The sequence below is a fragment of the Methylobacterium sp. CM6257 genome, assembly GCF_054611515.1.
Window position 1 is genome coordinate 5,851,522 of the sequence record NZ_CM137735.1, and the last position, 14,665, is coordinate 5,866,186.

Genomic DNA, 14,665 nt, shown 5'->3' on the forward strand with positions numbered 1-14,665 from the left:
CCGCGCCGGAGACTTGGCTCGGGAGCTAGAGCAGGCAACGAATTCGTCTCTCCGCAGAAAGGAACACGGGAGGCACAATCGAACCGCAGGTGCGAGGCGCTGTTGGATCGGACAAATCCGCGCTTCATCAGTGGCTTACCGAGCGATCACCCCACCGTCGACGCAGAAATTCAGATTTGCACCGGCCGGCACAGCCTGCGACATTTTCGACACACGCCTCCACGGATTCGTGTGCAGCCGCACAAAAGGACAGCCCTGCTGTCCTGATCCCCTTGAAATTCTGACCCAGGAGCGCAGATTGTGCAGCGCGGGAGGGCGATGGCGTCGTCCTCCCGCTGCCCTTCTTGGGCGTTTCCTCCCTAGACTTCGGGCCGCTCCCTCGGGAGTGGCCTTTTTTCTTGTCCCCCGCCTCCGGTCGGCCTTTGTCACCGGAGCGCGCCGGCCCGGCTGGATCCGGGCGGCACCGGGCGCCATGCTGGCGGTGAGCGCCGGGACAGGCGCGGAAGGACACGCCATGAGGATTTTCACCGCGCTGCCGGCGCTTGCCTGCCTGCTCGCCCTGGTCGGCCCTGTACCGGCGGCGGACGCGCCGCGCTTCCAGGTCGACCCGTCCTGGCCGAAGCCGCTGCCGAACGACTGGATCATGGGCCAGGCCGCGGGTGTCGCGGTGGACGCCCAGGACCATGTCTGGGTAATCCAGCGGCCGCGGACGCTCACCGACGACGAGAAGGCGGCGAGCCTCGACCCGCCGCGCACCAAGTGCTGCAAGCCCGCCCCGCCGGTGCTGGAATTCGATCAGGACGGCACGCTGCTCCGGAGCTGGGGCGGCCCGGGTACCGGCTACGACTGGCCGGCGAACGAGCACGGGATCCAGATCGACGGCCAGGGCTTCGTCTGGATCGCCGGCAACGGGGACCATGACGGGCAGCTTCTGAAATTCACCCCCGAGGGCAAGTTCGTCCTGCAGGTCGGCAAGTCCGGCCCGCAGACCGACAGCCGCGATACCAGCCGCCTGGGCAGGCCCGCCAATGTCGACTTCGATATGGCGGCCAACGAGGTCTACGTCGCGGACGGCTACCACAACCACCGCATCATCGTGTTCGACCGGGACACGGGCGCGTTCAAGCGGATGTGGGGCGCCTACGGGAAGCCGCCGACCGACGACAGGCTCGGCCCCTACGATCCTGCGGCCGCGCCGGCCCAGCAATTCGCCAACCCGGTCCACTGCGTGCGCATCGCCCGGGACGGGCTGGTCTACGTGTGCGACCGGACCAACGACCGCATTCAGGTGTTCCGGAAGGATGGGACCTTCGTGAAGGAGTTCTTCATCGAGAAGAACACCCGGGCCAACGGCTCGGTCTGGGAGCTGGCCCTGTGGCCGGATGCCGACGAGACCTACCTGCTCAACGCCGACGGCGCCAACAACGAGGTCCGCACGCTCTCGCGCGCTACGGGCGAAGTGGTCGGCGCCTTCGGCCGCAACGGGCGCATGGCGGGCCAGTTCCACTGGGTCCACAACCTCGCCGTCGACTCGAAGGGCAACGTGTTCACCACGGAGGTCGACACCGGCAAGCGGGCGCAGAAGTTCCTGGCAGTGGGGAATTTCGTGCTGCGCAAGCGGGTGCCGTGAGGCGCGTCGGAAACTGAGCCCGTGGCTGGCGGCGGCACCAACCCGGGAGGATGCCGTCGCCTGCCGGCGCGCATCGGATGAGCTGAGCGCTTACCGTTCGATCGGAACGCGCTACCTCGCTCGTAGAGGAGGGAGGTCAATGCCGACGAAGACAATCCTCACAGCCGCTCTGGCGCTGGCGCAAGGGGCGGCGCAGCCGCTCCCCTCGGTCTCGGCGACCACGACCTACCATCGCGTCGCGATCAACGGCGTCTCGGTCTTCTACCGGGAAGCCGGCCCGCGCGATGCGCCCACGATCCTGCTGCTGCACGGCTATCCGTCATCGTCACGGCAGTGGGACCCGCTGCTGCCGCTGCTGGCCGACCGCTACCACCTGATCGCGCCCGACTACCCGGGCTTCGGGCAGAGCGACGCGCCTACGCCCGCGCAGTACGCCTACACCTTCGACAATCTCGCCAAGACCATGGCGGATCTGGTTACGCATCTCGGCATCGCGCGTTACACACTCTTCCTGCAGGACTATGGCGGGCCGGTCGGCTTCCGCATGGCATCGGCCCATCCAGAACGGGTCAGCGCCCTCATCGTCCAGAACGCCAATGCCTACACGGAGGGACTTGGTCCCAAATGGCAGGGCATCGCTCAGTACTGGGCTGATCCTGCAGCCCATCCCGAGCAGGTCGACGCGTTCACCTCGCTCGAAGGAGCCAAGCAGCGCCATCTCGGCACGAGCCCCAACCCGGAGCGGTACAACCCGGACACCTGGACCGACGAGTACGCCATCCTGGCGCGCCCGGGCGAGCGGGAGATTCAGGCGGCGCTGCTCTACGACTACCGCACCAACGTCGCGTCCTACCCCGCGTGGCAGGCCTGGATGCGCAGCCATCAACGGCCGACGCTTGTGCTGTGGGGCCGCTACGATCCGTCTTTCCTCGTGCCGGGCGCCGAGGCCTACCTGCGCGACGTGCCGAAGGCCGAGCTTCATATCTTGGGGGCCGGACATTTCGCCCTGGACGAAGCGACCGACGAAGTCGCTCGTCTGACGCGCGACTTCCTCGCCCGCCACGTCGAGACATCGGGACCTCCGTCCGCAACACCCCGGTAGCAGCGCACCGGAGCGTTCTTCGGCGACCGTGCCGTCAGCGGGTGGGGGAGCCCGTCCCGTCCCGACTTGCACCAAGAGCCGCAGCCTTGCCGGCCGCCGCATAGAGATCGAGCCGAGAATAAAGGCCGAATTCCGAGCCGTCGTCGAGGAAGCCGCCACCCGGTCCCTGCGTCTCGGTGAGGATGGCGTTGGCCTCGTCCAGGGTCAGGGCCGGGAAGGCTGCGGTGAGGAGGTAGCCGGCTTCCGGCGCCACCTTGCCCACGTCTTCCTGGCGGCCGGCGGTCTCGGGATGCACGACGGGCAGGCCGTAGGTCTGGGTCGCCGCATAGAAGGCCGCGTTGGCGGATGGATCCTTGAACCGCCCCGAATCGTTCGCCGCGCAGGCTGCCACCGCGTCGCCGCAGCCCGCCTTCAGCGCCTCGCTCATCGCGGCGCGGGCCTCCTTGAGGAGGGCCCGGTAATCCGTCACGCTCACATGCTTGCCGGCCTCCGCCGCGGCCGTGTCGAGCACGGCCGGGTTCTTCCGGATCTGGCCGACATAGGCGGGATCGTTGGCCAGCAGATGAGCGAGGGCGTGCAGCGAGGTCGCCCGCCCGCCGATCACGTCCATGGCGTAGTGCGCCCCGACGATGATCCGGTCGTTGCCGTACTCGGCGGCGCGAGCGACCATCTGTTGGTAGCGCTCGGGCACAAGGAGCGCGAGCAGCATCGACTCCGTGTAGCCGTAGGTGGTGTGCCCGCTCGGATAGGACGGGCTGTTCATGAGATCCTGCTTGGGCCCGCGCAGCCAGTCGAGGCTGTGGGAGGCGTCCCCGAAATAGTCCGCGCCGCGATAGACCTGGAGGTGTGGCAGCGTCTGGAACGGACGCGCATTGCCGAAGCTATCGGAGCCTGGGCTGCCTGCCGGGCGGCCGTAGGCCCTCCCGAAGACGTCGGGCACGGCGCCGTCGGCCAGAAGCGCGGCGGCCTCGGCCGAGACCGGATGCTTGCCGTTCGTGGTGGCGTTGGCGAAGAAGTATTTGCCGGAATTCGAATCCGACTTCGTCACGTTGTTGGTGTAGCCGATCAGGTCGGCGACCGTGGGGGCGATGCTGGTGAAGGTCTTGTAGTCGCCGTAGCGGGCCTTGGCCTGGTAGGCGGCAGCGAGCGTCGTGCCGAGGCCGTCGGCGAGGTTGGCGGCGTTGCCGTCCGTGATGAAGCAGTCCCGCAGGGCGAGCTGCTGCTGATCGGGGAAGGGCAGAAGGGTCGGCGACTTGGCATCGCCGGCCTGAATGTCGCCGGTGACCCGGAGGTTCGCATCCAGCGCCGCCCGGCCCTCCGGAGAGGCCTGCAGCCGCGCCACCGGGATGAGGCCGCGCAGGGCCGTCAGGTTGGCGGACGATTGTGCGTGAGCCTGGAGGGGCAGTACGACCCCGAGCACCACCAGCCCAGTCCTCAGCGCCCCGACCGTCCCGCCCTCCCCGCTCGCCGATACCGTCCCGGACGCTATCCCCGTGCCCGCGCCCGGATCATGAAGTTGTCGTAGGTGTACTCGGCCACCTGGAACCAGAGGTATTCCTCGTTGCGGAAGGTGCGCATCGCCTCGTAGACGCGGCGAAAGTCGGCGTTCTTGGTCGCGATCTCGCCGTAGACGTCGTTGGCGTTCTTCAGGGCGGCCTCCATCACCTCCTGGGGGAAAGGCCGCAGCTGGGCGCCGCCGGCGACGAGCCGGCGCAGGGCCTGCGGGTTGCGCGCGTCGTACTTGGCCTGCACCTCGGCGCCCACCTCGGCGGCGGCGGCGCGCAGGATCGCCTGATAGGTTTTCGGCAGCGCTTTCCACTTCTCGGCGTTGAACCAGAAGTGCAGCATCGCGCCGCCCTCCCAGAAGCCCGGATAGTGGTAGACGGGCGCGACCTTCTGAAGGCCGAGCCGCTCGTCGTCGTACGGGCCGATCCACTCGGCGGCATCAATCTTCTTGGATTCGAGGGCCGTGTAGATCTCGGAACCGGGGATCGTCTGCGGCTGGACGCCGAACTTGGCGAGCACCTGGCCGCCCATGCCGTCGATCCGTAACTTGAGTCCCTGGAGGTCGGCGAGGCTCTTGATCTCGCGCCGGAACCAGCCGCCCATCTGGGCGCCGGTATTGCCGCCGGGAAGACAGACCAGCCCGGCCTTGGCGAAGACCTCGGCGAACAGTTCGGCGGCGCCCCCGGCGTACCACCAGGCGGCCGCGCCCCGCGCATTCAGGCCAAACGGGATCGCGGTGGCCAGCGCGAAGGTCGGGTCCTTGGCCATGCCCAGCGTCGCCGGCCCGTGGCCCATCTCCACGCTGCCCGCCGCCACGGCGTCCAGCAATCCCTCCGCGGGGACCGGCTCGCCGGGGCCGAGCACCTGGATCTGGAAGCGCCCGTCAGTAGCCTCGGCGACGATCCGGCTGAGCGCCTCGGGAGCTCCGAACAGGATATCGAGACTCTTGGCGTAGGCCGAGGACAAGCGCCAGCGCAGCTCGGGTGCCCCCTCCGCGCGGGCCGGCGCCGCCAGCGGCCCGGCAAGAGCTGCGGCCGCGCCGAGGCCGGCGGTCAGCACGGTCCGGCGCCGCGTCCCTGAGGTGGAGGGGTGCGCGATGTGAGTCTCGTCCAACGGCATCTCGTCCGAGCGTGTCCGATCCGGCCGGCGCGGGGTCGGGGGCCGCAGGTAACACGTCCGCGCCGGTTCTCGAAAGCCGCGGGCGGCGGGCGCGGTTCCGTCGCGGCTCGAAACCGCCGGGCGCCCGTGCTAGGCGCTCGGCATGCGATCCGAGCCCGCCGTCACCCTGCACACTGTCTGCGGCCTGGAGGAACTGTCCGGCCACGGTGCCCGCGACGTCAGCCACGTCCTGTCTCTGCTCGACCCCGGCACGCCGGATCCGGAGGCGTTCGCCGCCTACGGTCCCCATGCCCGCACGACCCTGCGCTTCCACGATTGCCTCGGCCCCGGCGACGGCCTCGTGCCGCCCGAACCCGAGCACGTGGCGGCGATCCTGGATTTCGGGCGCGGCCTCGACGGCCCGGCGCATCTCCTGGTCCATTGCCATTACGGCCTGTCGCGCTCCACGGCGGCGCTGCTCACCCTGTTCGCGCAGGCCGAGCCGGAGAGTCCGGCCGACGCGCTCGTGGCGCGCCTCCATGCCCTGCGCGAGCCGGCCTGGCCCAATGCCCGCATGATCGGATTCGCGGACGCGATGCTCGGCCGGGAGGGGCGGCTCAGCGAGGCGGTCCGGCAGTTGCACGCGCGCCAGTTGCAGGTGCGGCCGCACCTTGCCGAACTGCTGCGCGGGCTGGGGCGCGGCGCGGAGGTGGATGCGGCGAGCGTCTAGCGCGGGCTCCGGGGCGGATCCCGTCAGGGTCTCTCTCACTTCCCGGCCGGCGTGAAGCTCCCGTCCTTCCACACGTAGAGCACGTAGCCCTGAGCGGTGACGTCGCCCTTGGCGTCGAACCCCACCGTGCCGAGCACGAGATCGAACCGTTCCGTGTGCAGAGCATGGGCCAAGGGTTTGGGCTCGGCAGAATGGGCGAAGTTGCCGGCCGCCACCAGCGCCTGCATGGCGGCGTAGCCGTAGATGGTCGAGCCCGTGGGATCGATGCCCTCGGCCTTGAACGCCTTCACCACGTTCGCGGCGGCGGGCTGCCGGCTTGGATCGAGATAGAAGGTCATCAGCACGCCGTTGCTCGCCGGCCCGGCGATCTTGGCGAAATCCGGCGTGGCGATCGCCGAGGTGCCGAACCATTGGGGCCGAAAGCCCCGGTCGGCGGCGACCTTGACGAGGCGACCCATCTCGGCGGCATCCCCGCCGTAATAGACCACCTCGATCCCCGCGCCCTTCAGGCGGTCCGCCAGCGCGGCGTCGTCGGCGTCGCTCGGCGAGAACGACAGCGACAGCGCCTCGTTGACCCCGATGCGGTTGAGGTTGTCCTTGGTCGCGGCGGCGAGCGTCCGGGATGCCGGGGTCTGATCCTGGATCAGCGCGATCTTGCGGTCGCGGAACCGCTCGGCGAGCACGGCAGCCGAGAGCCGGGCCTGGTCGTCGTCACGCCCACAGACGCGGAAGACGGTCGGCAGGCCCCGGTCGGTGAGCCGGGCCGCCACCGAGGCTGCAGTGATCATCACGACGCCGTTCTGGGCGTAGATGTCGGAGGCGGCGATCGAGGCGTTCGAGCAGACATGGCCAACGACGAGGCGCACGTTGGAGCGCACGAAGTGGTTGGCCACCGCCATCGCGGTGTTCGAGTCGCAGGCATCGTCCTGCACGTCGAGGGTCACGGGCTGACCGTCGAGTCCCCCCATGGTGTTGGCGTCCCGGGCCGCGGCCTCAACCCCGCGCAGCACCTGCTCGCCCACGGCGACATAGGGACCCGAGCGCGGGACCGCCACGCCGATCACCACGTCGGCCGCCGCCGGGGCGGCTGACAGGAGCGCGACGCACAGGCTCAGGGGGATCAGCGCGGGCCGGAAGAGCCCGCTGTCGGGGACGACGCGTCCGATCTTCATCGGGCTCTTCTAGGCATCCTTGCGCGCGGCAGCCACAGGCATTGCGGGGATGCGGCTCCCGTGCCGCATCCCCGCAATGCACCCGAAGCTCATAGGCGAGGATGCGGGGAAACGCGATTTTTTTCCGCAGCAGCCGTGAGAGCCGTTCCGTCCTTACTTGGCGTAGTAGTACGCGGTCGCCGCGGAGGAGACCGGCCCGGTGACCGAGGTAAACACGGACAGGGCCTTCTGGACTTCGGTGAAGGGAGCGTTGGAGACGTAGACCAGGTCGCGGTTGCGCATCCGGAACGCCTGGCTGACGAACAGGCTGTTGGGGTCGCGCATGTTGATCCGGTAGACCACCGGCACCAGCGGCGTGCCGAGCAGCCGCGAGCCGGGGCTGAGCCGGCGCACCACGCTGGCCGGCTCGAAGCGGAAGATGAACGTGCCGGCCGGGTCGGCGGCGAAGTCCGACAGGCCGCGCGCCTTGGCCAGCGCCTGTGCCAGGGTGATGCCGTCGGCCTGGAACGGCAGCTCGGTGCTGTTGCCCAGCGCGCCGACCGCGATGAAGGTCTGCGGGTCGCGCACCAGGGTGAGCACGTCGTTGGGCCGCAGGTAGATGTTCTCCCGCGGGTTGGACACCACCGTGGTCAGCGGCACCGTGGCGGTGACCGGCCCGCGCGAGAGCCGCACGAAGGTCTCGTTGATCGGCGAGCGGTTGCCGCCGGCGGCCGCGATCACGTCGAGGATGCGGTCGCCGTGGCCCGACAGCGGCAGGCGCGCGCCGGCCGCGCCCTCGCCGGTGACGGTGACCGCCTGGCTGATCGGCCGGGTGACCGAGACCAGCACCTGCGGCTGGATGGCCTTGCCGGCCAGTTCGTTCTCGATCAGCGCCTGGACGTCCTGGGTGCGGCGGCCGGCGACCTTGATGCGCCCGGCATAGGGCACCGAGATGGCGCCGTCGCGCCCGACCGGCTGCTCGGGGATCAGGGCGGATTTGGAGCCGGCCGAGAACCGGTCGGCGACCAGCGGGCCCGAGAACAGGCCGCCGGATCCGGCTTCCCAGATCGAGACCGAGACCATGTCGCCGATGCCGATGACCGGCTCGGCCGAGGGGCGGTGGTCGCCGAACGAGGCGAGCAGGCTGTCCAGAGGCCGGCCGCGCAGGGCCTCGACCACGGCGGGGGTGACGTCGATGATCTCGTAGCGGGCCAGAAGCCCCCCGTCCGCCGTGGCCACCTCCGCCCCAGACTGGATCGCGCTCGCCGTCGGACCCGCCGCAGGCAGGTACGTGCAGCCCGACATCGCCGTGACGGCGAGCAGGACGAGGGGAAGTTTGCGCATCCAGATGTTGCCCATCGGTATTGCCGAGCCCGTGCCTAGCCCATGGCGGCCCGGGTGTCCGTAGCGGGTGGGCCACACTCTGGCCGCGACGGCCGAGACCTCCGTTTCATCCTCGATAAGCACAGCTTTTTCGCGGCAGACGCGTGAAAAATGCCGCCGCGACGCAGGGTGTCAGCAATATCGGGAAATAAAGTTGGCTTCGCACAGAGCGCGCCGGCCCCAGAGGCGTGGAGCGGGGACCGGCCGCCGCCCCGCTCAGTCCGATTGAGTGACCGCGGCGTTGATCTGACCGTAGACGCCGGTCATCCGGGAAACGTAATACCGGATGCTGCCGATCGCGACCACGAAGATGAGGGAGCCGATCAGCGCATATTCGATGGCCGTGGACCCGCGTGCATCGCGCGCGAACCGTGTGCACCTGGCGATCGCCCGGCCCGCGAAGCCGGATTGGATCCGGATCCGCGCGGAGCCCGTCTCTGCCCTACCGCAACTCGGCTCACCCATCGTCGAAACCGCCTTCCCGCTGCGTCCGGCCGCTGGAGCGGCCGGACGCGCCCTGACAGACCTAGCGCCTCTGCCATTGCCGCGGGCTTAATGGGTTCTTCGAAAACCATCTCCCCGAGATCCGCAGCAGGGTTGTGCACCGGCCCGACACGCGAGGCGAAGTGCCCCGGGCCGTGACAGGCGCGCCCGATCGGATCAGGCGTGGCCCGCCTTGTGGCGCAGGTCGTCGATCCGTTTCGAGGCCTCGGCCTTGTCGAGATCGGGATCGAAGGCGTCCGGCTCCTTGGCCTCCTCCGACAGGGTCTTGAGGTACGACGCCTGTGCCCCGGTCATCGGCTCGCCGCCCGTGGTCCACTGATCGGGATCTTTGATCTGGTTCGAGACGTCCTTGGGATCCGTCTTGGGGTTGTCCTGAGACGATCCCGCACTCTGGGTTGCCTTCGCGGCTGACTTGGTCATGTGATGCATGTTCCCTAAATGTTCCGCCTTCGGCAGGGAGAACGGGCACCCATCGCGTCTGGTTCCGCACGGCATCGGCCGCGGTGCCTTCGCTCCGCCGCGCTCTTCCCTTCCCGACCGCCGGTCCTATTGATGACTGAGGCGGCGCCGGAGGGCGCGTCGGAGCGAGGAGGGTCCGGATGACCTCCAGCACGGGGACGACGAGCGGCGCCGAGGCGGCGCAGGTTCTGGTGGTGATGGGTGTCTCGGGCTCCGGGAAAAGCACAGTCGGCGCGTTGATCGCCGAGACGCTCGGCTGGATCTTCGTCGACGGCGACAGCTTCCACACCCCCGAGCACGTGGCGAAGATGCAGGCAGGCCACGCCCTCGACGACGCGGATCGCGCCCCCTGGCTGGCCCGGATCGCGACCTGGATCCGGCAGCGGCTCGAGGCGGGCGAGTCCGGGGTGGTGGTCTGCTCGGCCCTGCGCCGGGCCTACCGGGACGTCCTCACGCAAGGCAGCCGGCGGGTGCGCCTCGTCTACCTGGACGGCGACAAGGCGCTGATCGCCGGGCGGCTCGCCGAGCGCCAGGGGCACTTCATGGCGCCTCGCCTCTTGGACAGCCAGTTCGCCACGCTGGAGATCCCGGGCCCCGACGAGCACCCGATCACCGTCGGGATCGCCGAGCCGCCGCAGGCGATCGCCGATCGTGTCGTGGCGCAGCTCGCGGCGGAAGGCCGAGCCTCCGCAGGAGCGCGATAAGCCGATGGCAGCGGACTTCCAGAAGGCATCGGGCATCGCCCTCGTGATCTCGGACGTCGACGGCACCCTGGTGACGGGCGACAAGCGCCTCACAGCCGCGACGGTGGCGGCCGTGCGGTGCCTGCGCGCGGCCGGGATCGGCTTCAGCATTGCCTCGGCGCGGCCGCCGATCGGCCTGCGGGGCCTCGTCGACGCTCTGGACTTGGACCTGCCGATGGGCGCCTTCAACGGCGCGAGCGTGGTCCGGCCGGACCTGTCGATCATCGAGGAGCAGATGATCCCGGCAGCCGCCGCCCGGGCGGCGCTCGATCAGCTGCTGGCGGCGGATCTCGACGTCTGGGTCTTTGCCGAGGGCGCCTGGTGCCTGAGGGATCCGCACGGCCCCTACACGGACCTCGAACGCCGCACGATCGGCACGGAGCCGCGCGTGGTGTCCGACCTCGCCAGCCTCATGGGGCGCGCCGCGAAGATCGTCGGCGTGAGCCGGGATCACGCCTACCTGGCCGCCTGCGAGTCGCGGATCGGGGCGGCGCTGGCAGGCCGGGCCAGCGTGCACCGCTCGCAGTCCTACTATCTCGACGTGACGCCGCCGCACCTCGACAAGGGCCGATTCGTCACCTGGATGAGCGGCCATCTCGGCATCCCGCCCGAGCGGATTGCGACCTTCGGGGATGCCGGCAACGACCGCCCAATGTTCGCCCGGGGCGGCTTCTCGGTGGCGATGGGCAATGCCGAGGATTCCGTAAAGGCGGCCGCGCGGGCCGTCACGGACGGCAACGACGCGGACGGCTTCGCCCACGGCGTGGCGCGCTTCATCCTTCCCTGAACGCCGCCCGTCGGGGGCTCAGCACCGCGTCCTGTGGATAAACATCCGGCCTCCCAGGCCGGCGCACGCCTGTGACCGGCGGAGCACAGACGCGCCCGACGCGCCGGTTGCCCACAGGCCGCCGGGCCGAGGCCGCTTTCCGGCCTCATTTGCCCGCGACCTAGCTTGACCACAGAACAAGCAGCACCGGGTCTCGGAATGCAACGCCTTCTCCTGGCAGCCGCCATCGCGGTCGTGCCCGCCGCCGCCTTCGGGCAGGCCGCGCGCGACAACATCGACGCGTTGATCGAGCAGCAGGCCAAGGCAAACGGCGTTCCCGCGAGCTTCGTCCACGCGGTGGTCAAGCGGGAGAGCAACTACAATCCGAACGCGAAGGGCGGCAGCGCCCTGGGCCTCATGCAGATCAAGCACGCCACCGCGCGCAGCCTCGGCTACACCGGCGACGCCGCGGGGCTCCTCGATCCGGCGACCAACCTGCGCTACGGGGTGGCCTACCTTGCCGGCGCTTACCGGACGGCTCAGGGCAACCTCACCCAAGCTTATCAATACTACAACCGCGGCTACTATTACGCCGCCAAGCGCCAGGGCATCTCCACCGAGGTCGCCTCGGTGGTGGCGCCGGTGGCGGCCTCCGCGAGCGCCCTGGCGAGCCTGTTCGGCGGCGGCGCAGCGAATCCCGGCACGTCTGCGGCCGCCTCGGCCCTGGCCTACGCGCCGACCGCCGCCGCGGTCGCGGAGGTACCGATCGAGACCGTCGAGGTGCCGCTGCCGCCGCGCCGGCCTGCCGCCCTCGGCGGCGGCACCGTGCAGCTCGCGAGCCTGTCCATCGAGCCGGCCGCCTCCGTCGCGGCCCCGGCCCCCGTCCCGGCGGAGCAGGCGGCCCCGGTCCAGGCCGTGGAGGTTCCCCTTCCGCCCCGCCGGCCCGCCGGCCTCGGCAGCACCGTCGTGGCCGCGGCCCCGGCCGCGTTAGCGGAGCTGCGCCTCTCGCCGCAGGCCGATACCGCCCCGGCCCCGATGACGCCGGCCGCCGAGTCGGTCGAAGTGCCGCTGCCGCCCCGTCGCCCGTCCGTCCAGATGCTCGCAGCCGCCGCGCCGCGGCGCGCACCGGCCAGCGCGACGGTTCAGGAAGCCATAGCCCTGCCCGTCGAGTAGCGCCGCTATGGAACCTCCTCCGGGGCATCCGGACAGCCCGGGCATACCGCGCTTCTGCCCACATAAGGATCATGCCCAAGGCTTGACCATCGGGGCGTTCCGCAACACATAGGCCCCACGCCAGCAACGTGGTTGGGCCGGCCCGGTACGCACCGGCGCCCGGTCGAAGCGGCCGGATACAGGCGGCACAAGACAGATCTCAGGGCAGGACACGCCGGTCTTCGCGCGGATGTTCGGGCAGCCTTGCTGCCCGGCCCGGGATCGCGAAGTGCGATTTGATCTCGAAGCGGCAGACATGCAGGGCAAGGACTCTGCTTTCGAGCTGGCAGGAAAGCGGACGGCGCCATGACCGGCGTGGTGGAACAGGAATCTCTCTTTCTCACGGACCTCGGGCGCCGTGTCAGGCACGCGCGCACCGTGCGCGGGCTCTCGCGCAAGGTCCTGTCGCAGACCTCGGGCCTGTCCGAGCGCTACATCGCGCAGCTCGAGGGCGGCCAGGGCAACGTCTCGATCATCCTGCTGCGGCGCGTCGCCAATGCCATGGGCGTTCGCCTGGATGACCTGATCACCGGCAACGACACCCTGCCCGACTGGCCGGTGGTGCGCGATCTCCTCAGCCACGCGACCCCGGCGCAGATCGCAGCCGCCAAGGAGGCTCTCTCCGGCGGCAGCCGGCCCGAATCGAGCAACCGCCCGCGGGTGGCGCTCATCGGGCTGCGCGGCGCCGGCAAGTCGACCCTCGGCAAGCTTGCGGCCGAGCGCCTGGGCTGGACCTTCGTGGAGCTGAACGCCGAGATCGAGCGCGAGAACGCGCTCTCGGTACAGGAGATCTTCGCGATCTATGGCCAGGAGGGTTACCGGCGGCTGGAACAGGCGGCCCTGCGCCGCCTCACCGAGCATCCCGGCCCACTGATCCTGGCAACCAGCGGCGGCATCGTCGCCGAACCCCTGACCTTCGACCTGCTGCTCCAGGCCTTCTACACGATCTGGCTGCGGGCGAAGCCCGAGGAGCACATGAGCCGGGTGCGCGAGCAGGGCCATCTCGCCATCACCGGCGACCATGCCTCGGCGATGCAGGAACTGCGGGCCGTGCTGGCGAGCCGGGAACCGCTCTACGCCCGGGCGCCCGCCACCGTGGATACCTCCGACATCCCGGTGCAGACGATGCTCGACCGGCTAACGGCGGCGATCGAGGCGCGGTTCGGACAGGCCGTGCCGGTGGCCGGCTGACGCGGCCCGCTCCAGCCCGGCAACAGCCATGCCCGCGACGCAGCCTCAGCGCCGCGCGGCCCCTTGATCCGCGCGGTGCAGCGCACCACGCTAGGGGCAGAGGAGGGCCTCGCGCTGGCGGGGCCAATCGTCCGTTCCCGCAGCGGAGCGCCGCGTCCCGTCCGGCCCGCCGGGCGACGGGCCCCGTCCGCCGCCGGAGCGGCGGACAGCGAACCCGGAGCCTCGGACATGAGCATCCGCCCATGAGCGCAAGCCCAGCCTTCACCCACGAGGCCCACGACCTCGCGGTTCTCGACCCGGTCTGGTCGCGACTGCGCGCGGAGGCCGAGGACGTGCTGCGCACGGAGCCGCAACTGGCCTCCTTCATCGTCGCGACGATCCTGAACCACGCCACCCTGGAGGGCGCGGTCTCCCACCGGGTCGCGGCCCGGCTCGGACACCCGTCGCTCCCGGCCGAGCTGATCGCCCACGCCTTCCACGAGGCGATCCAGGTCGATCCGGAGATCGGGCAGGCGTTCCGCGCCGACATCGGAGCGGTGATCGACCGCGATCCTGCGACCCTGCGGGCGCTGGAGCCGGTGCTGTACTTCAAGGGGTTCCACGCGCTCCAGGCCTACCGGCTCGCCCATCATGTCTGGAACCGCGGGCGGCGCGATCTCGCCCTCTACCTCCAGAGTCGGGTCTCGGAGGTGTTCCAGTGCGACATCCATCCGGCGGCGCGGATCGGCCGAGGTGTGTTCCTCGACCACGCCACCGGCCTCGTGGTCGGCTCGACCGCGGTGATCGAAGACGATGTGTCGATCCTCCATGCGGTGACGCTCGGAGGCACCGGCAAGCAGCGTGGCGACCGGCACCCCAAGATCCGCCGCGGCGTGATGATCGGGGCCGGCGCCAAGATCCTCGGCAACATCGAGGTCGGAGCCTGCGCCCGGGTGGCGGCTGGCTCCGTGGTGCTGCGCCCGGTGCCGCCCAACACCACGGTGGTCGGCGTACCGGCCCGGGTGGTCGGCACCGCCGGCTGCGACGATCCGGCCCGGGCGATGGATCAGCTCGTCGCCCTCGACCAGTTCATTCACCTGGGCGACGGGATCTGACGGGGCGCGGGGCGCGGATCCGCCCCACACGGCCGCGCTTGCCGCTCCGCTGCAGGCGTGGCAAGCCCAGCACCCAATCGGGGCGCCAGCGCCGCC

Annotated in this window: 14 protein-coding genes; 8 read left to right on the plus strand and 6 right to left on the minus strand. The window is 70.2% G+C overall.

Features of this window, described 5'->3' with window-relative positions; all coding sequences use genetic code 11:
• Positions 1–514 precede the first annotated feature (514 nt).
• Both ACYCO6_RS28475 and ACYCO6_RS28480 read left to right on the plus strand, forming a co-directional pair.
• A complete protein-coding gene (locus ACYCO6_RS28475) occupies positions 515–1,630 on the plus strand; it encodes an NHL repeat-containing protein (RefSeq protein WP_459765607.1) in 1,116 nt (371 codons plus the stop codon).
• A 139-nt stretch (positions 1,631–1,769) separates the two neighbouring features.
• Positions 1,770–2,732 carry an alpha/beta fold hydrolase gene (locus tag ACYCO6_RS28480; RefSeq protein ID WP_459765609.1) on the plus strand — a complete coding sequence of 321 codons (963 nt, stop codon included), beginning with the start codon at positions 1,770–1,772 and terminating at the stop codon, positions 2,730–2,732.
• Between the two features lie 34 nt (positions 2,733–2,766).
• Here the strand turns inward: ACYCO6_RS28480 and ACYCO6_RS28485 are convergent, their stop codons facing one another.
• On the minus strand, positions 2,767–4,155 hold the full coding sequence (locus ACYCO6_RS28485; RefSeq protein ID WP_459765611.1) for a phosphatase PAP2 family protein: 1,389 nt from the start codon (positions 4,153–4,155) through the stop codon (positions 2,767–2,769).
• 62 nt (positions 4,156–4,217) lie between these two features.
• A complete protein-coding gene (locus ACYCO6_RS28490; RefSeq protein WP_459765613.1) occupies positions 4,218–5,357 on the minus strand; it encodes a TRAP transporter substrate-binding protein in 1,140 nt (379 codons plus the stop codon).
• A gap of 142 nt (positions 5,358–5,499) precedes the next feature.
• Here ACYCO6_RS28490 and ACYCO6_RS28495 point away from each other — a divergent pair, with 142 nt between their 5' ends.
• Positions 5,500–6,066, plus strand: a complete 567-nt coding sequence (locus tag ACYCO6_RS28495) for a tyrosine phosphatase family protein (protein ID WP_459765615.1) — start codon at positions 5,500–5,502, stop codon at positions 6,064–6,066.
• Between the two features lie 35 nt (positions 6,067–6,101).
• Here the strand turns inward: ACYCO6_RS28495 and ACYCO6_RS28500 are convergent, their stop codons facing one another.
• From ACYCO6_RS28500 to ACYCO6_RS28515, 4 genes are all read right to left on the minus strand, one after another.
• Positions 6,102–7,238, minus strand: a complete 1,137-nt coding sequence (locus ACYCO6_RS28500) for a branched-chain amino acid ABC transporter substrate-binding protein (RefSeq protein ID WP_459765617.1) — start codon at positions 7,236–7,238, stop codon at positions 6,102–6,104.
• Between the two features lie 153 nt (positions 7,239–7,391).
• Entirely contained in the window at positions 7,392–8,561 is a 1,170-nt protein-coding gene (locus tag ACYCO6_RS28505) for a polysaccharide biosynthesis/export family protein (RefSeq protein WP_459765619.1), read from the minus strand.
• 255 nt (positions 8,562–8,816) lie between these two features.
• Positions 8,817–9,065, minus strand: a complete 249-nt coding sequence (locus tag ACYCO6_RS28510) for a Flp family type IVb pilin (RefSeq protein ID WP_459765621.1) — start codon at positions 9,063–9,065, stop codon at positions 8,817–8,819.
• Between the two features lie 195 nt (positions 9,066–9,260).
• On the minus strand, positions 9,261–9,524 hold the full coding sequence (locus tag ACYCO6_RS28515; RefSeq protein WP_459765623.1) for a DUF3072 domain-containing protein: 264 nt from the start codon (positions 9,522–9,524) through the stop codon (positions 9,261–9,263).
• Positions 9,525–9,703: 179 nt separating this feature from the next.
• On the opposite strand from ACYCO6_RS28515, the gene ACYCO6_RS28520 reads away from it, so the two are divergent.
• The 5 genes from ACYCO6_RS28520 to cysE all read left to right on the plus strand — a co-directional run bounded on the left by ACYCO6_RS28520 (position 9,704) and on the right by cysE (position 14,569).
• Positions 9,704–10,267, plus strand: a complete 564-nt coding sequence (locus tag ACYCO6_RS28520) for a gluconokinase (protein WP_459765625.1) — start codon at positions 9,704–9,706, stop codon at positions 10,265–10,267.
• Positions 10,268–10,271: 4 nt separating this feature from the next.
• A complete protein-coding gene (locus ACYCO6_RS28525) occupies positions 10,272–11,093 on the plus strand; it encodes a Cof-type HAD-IIB family hydrolase (RefSeq protein ID WP_459765627.1) in 822 nt (273 codons plus the stop codon).
• Between the two features lie 198 nt (positions 11,094–11,291).
• On the plus strand, positions 11,292–12,245 hold the full coding sequence (locus tag ACYCO6_RS28530; RefSeq protein WP_459765629.1) for a lytic transglycosylase domain-containing protein: 954 nt from the start codon (positions 11,292–11,294) through the stop codon (positions 12,243–12,245).
• A 345-nt stretch (positions 12,246–12,590) separates the two neighbouring features.
• Complete coding sequence (locus ACYCO6_RS28535) at positions 12,591–13,475, plus strand: helix-turn-helix transcriptional regulator (protein WP_459765631.1); 885 nt, start codon at positions 12,591–12,593, stop codon at positions 13,473–13,475.
• A gap of 242 nt (positions 13,476–13,717) precedes the next feature.
• Positions 13,718–14,569 (plus strand): serine O-acetyltransferase, encoded by an 852-nt coding sequence (gene cysE / locus ACYCO6_RS28540; protein ID WP_459765633.1) that lies wholly within the window; start codon positions 13,718–13,720, stop codon positions 14,567–14,569.
• Positions 14,570–14,665 lie beyond the last annotated feature (96 nt).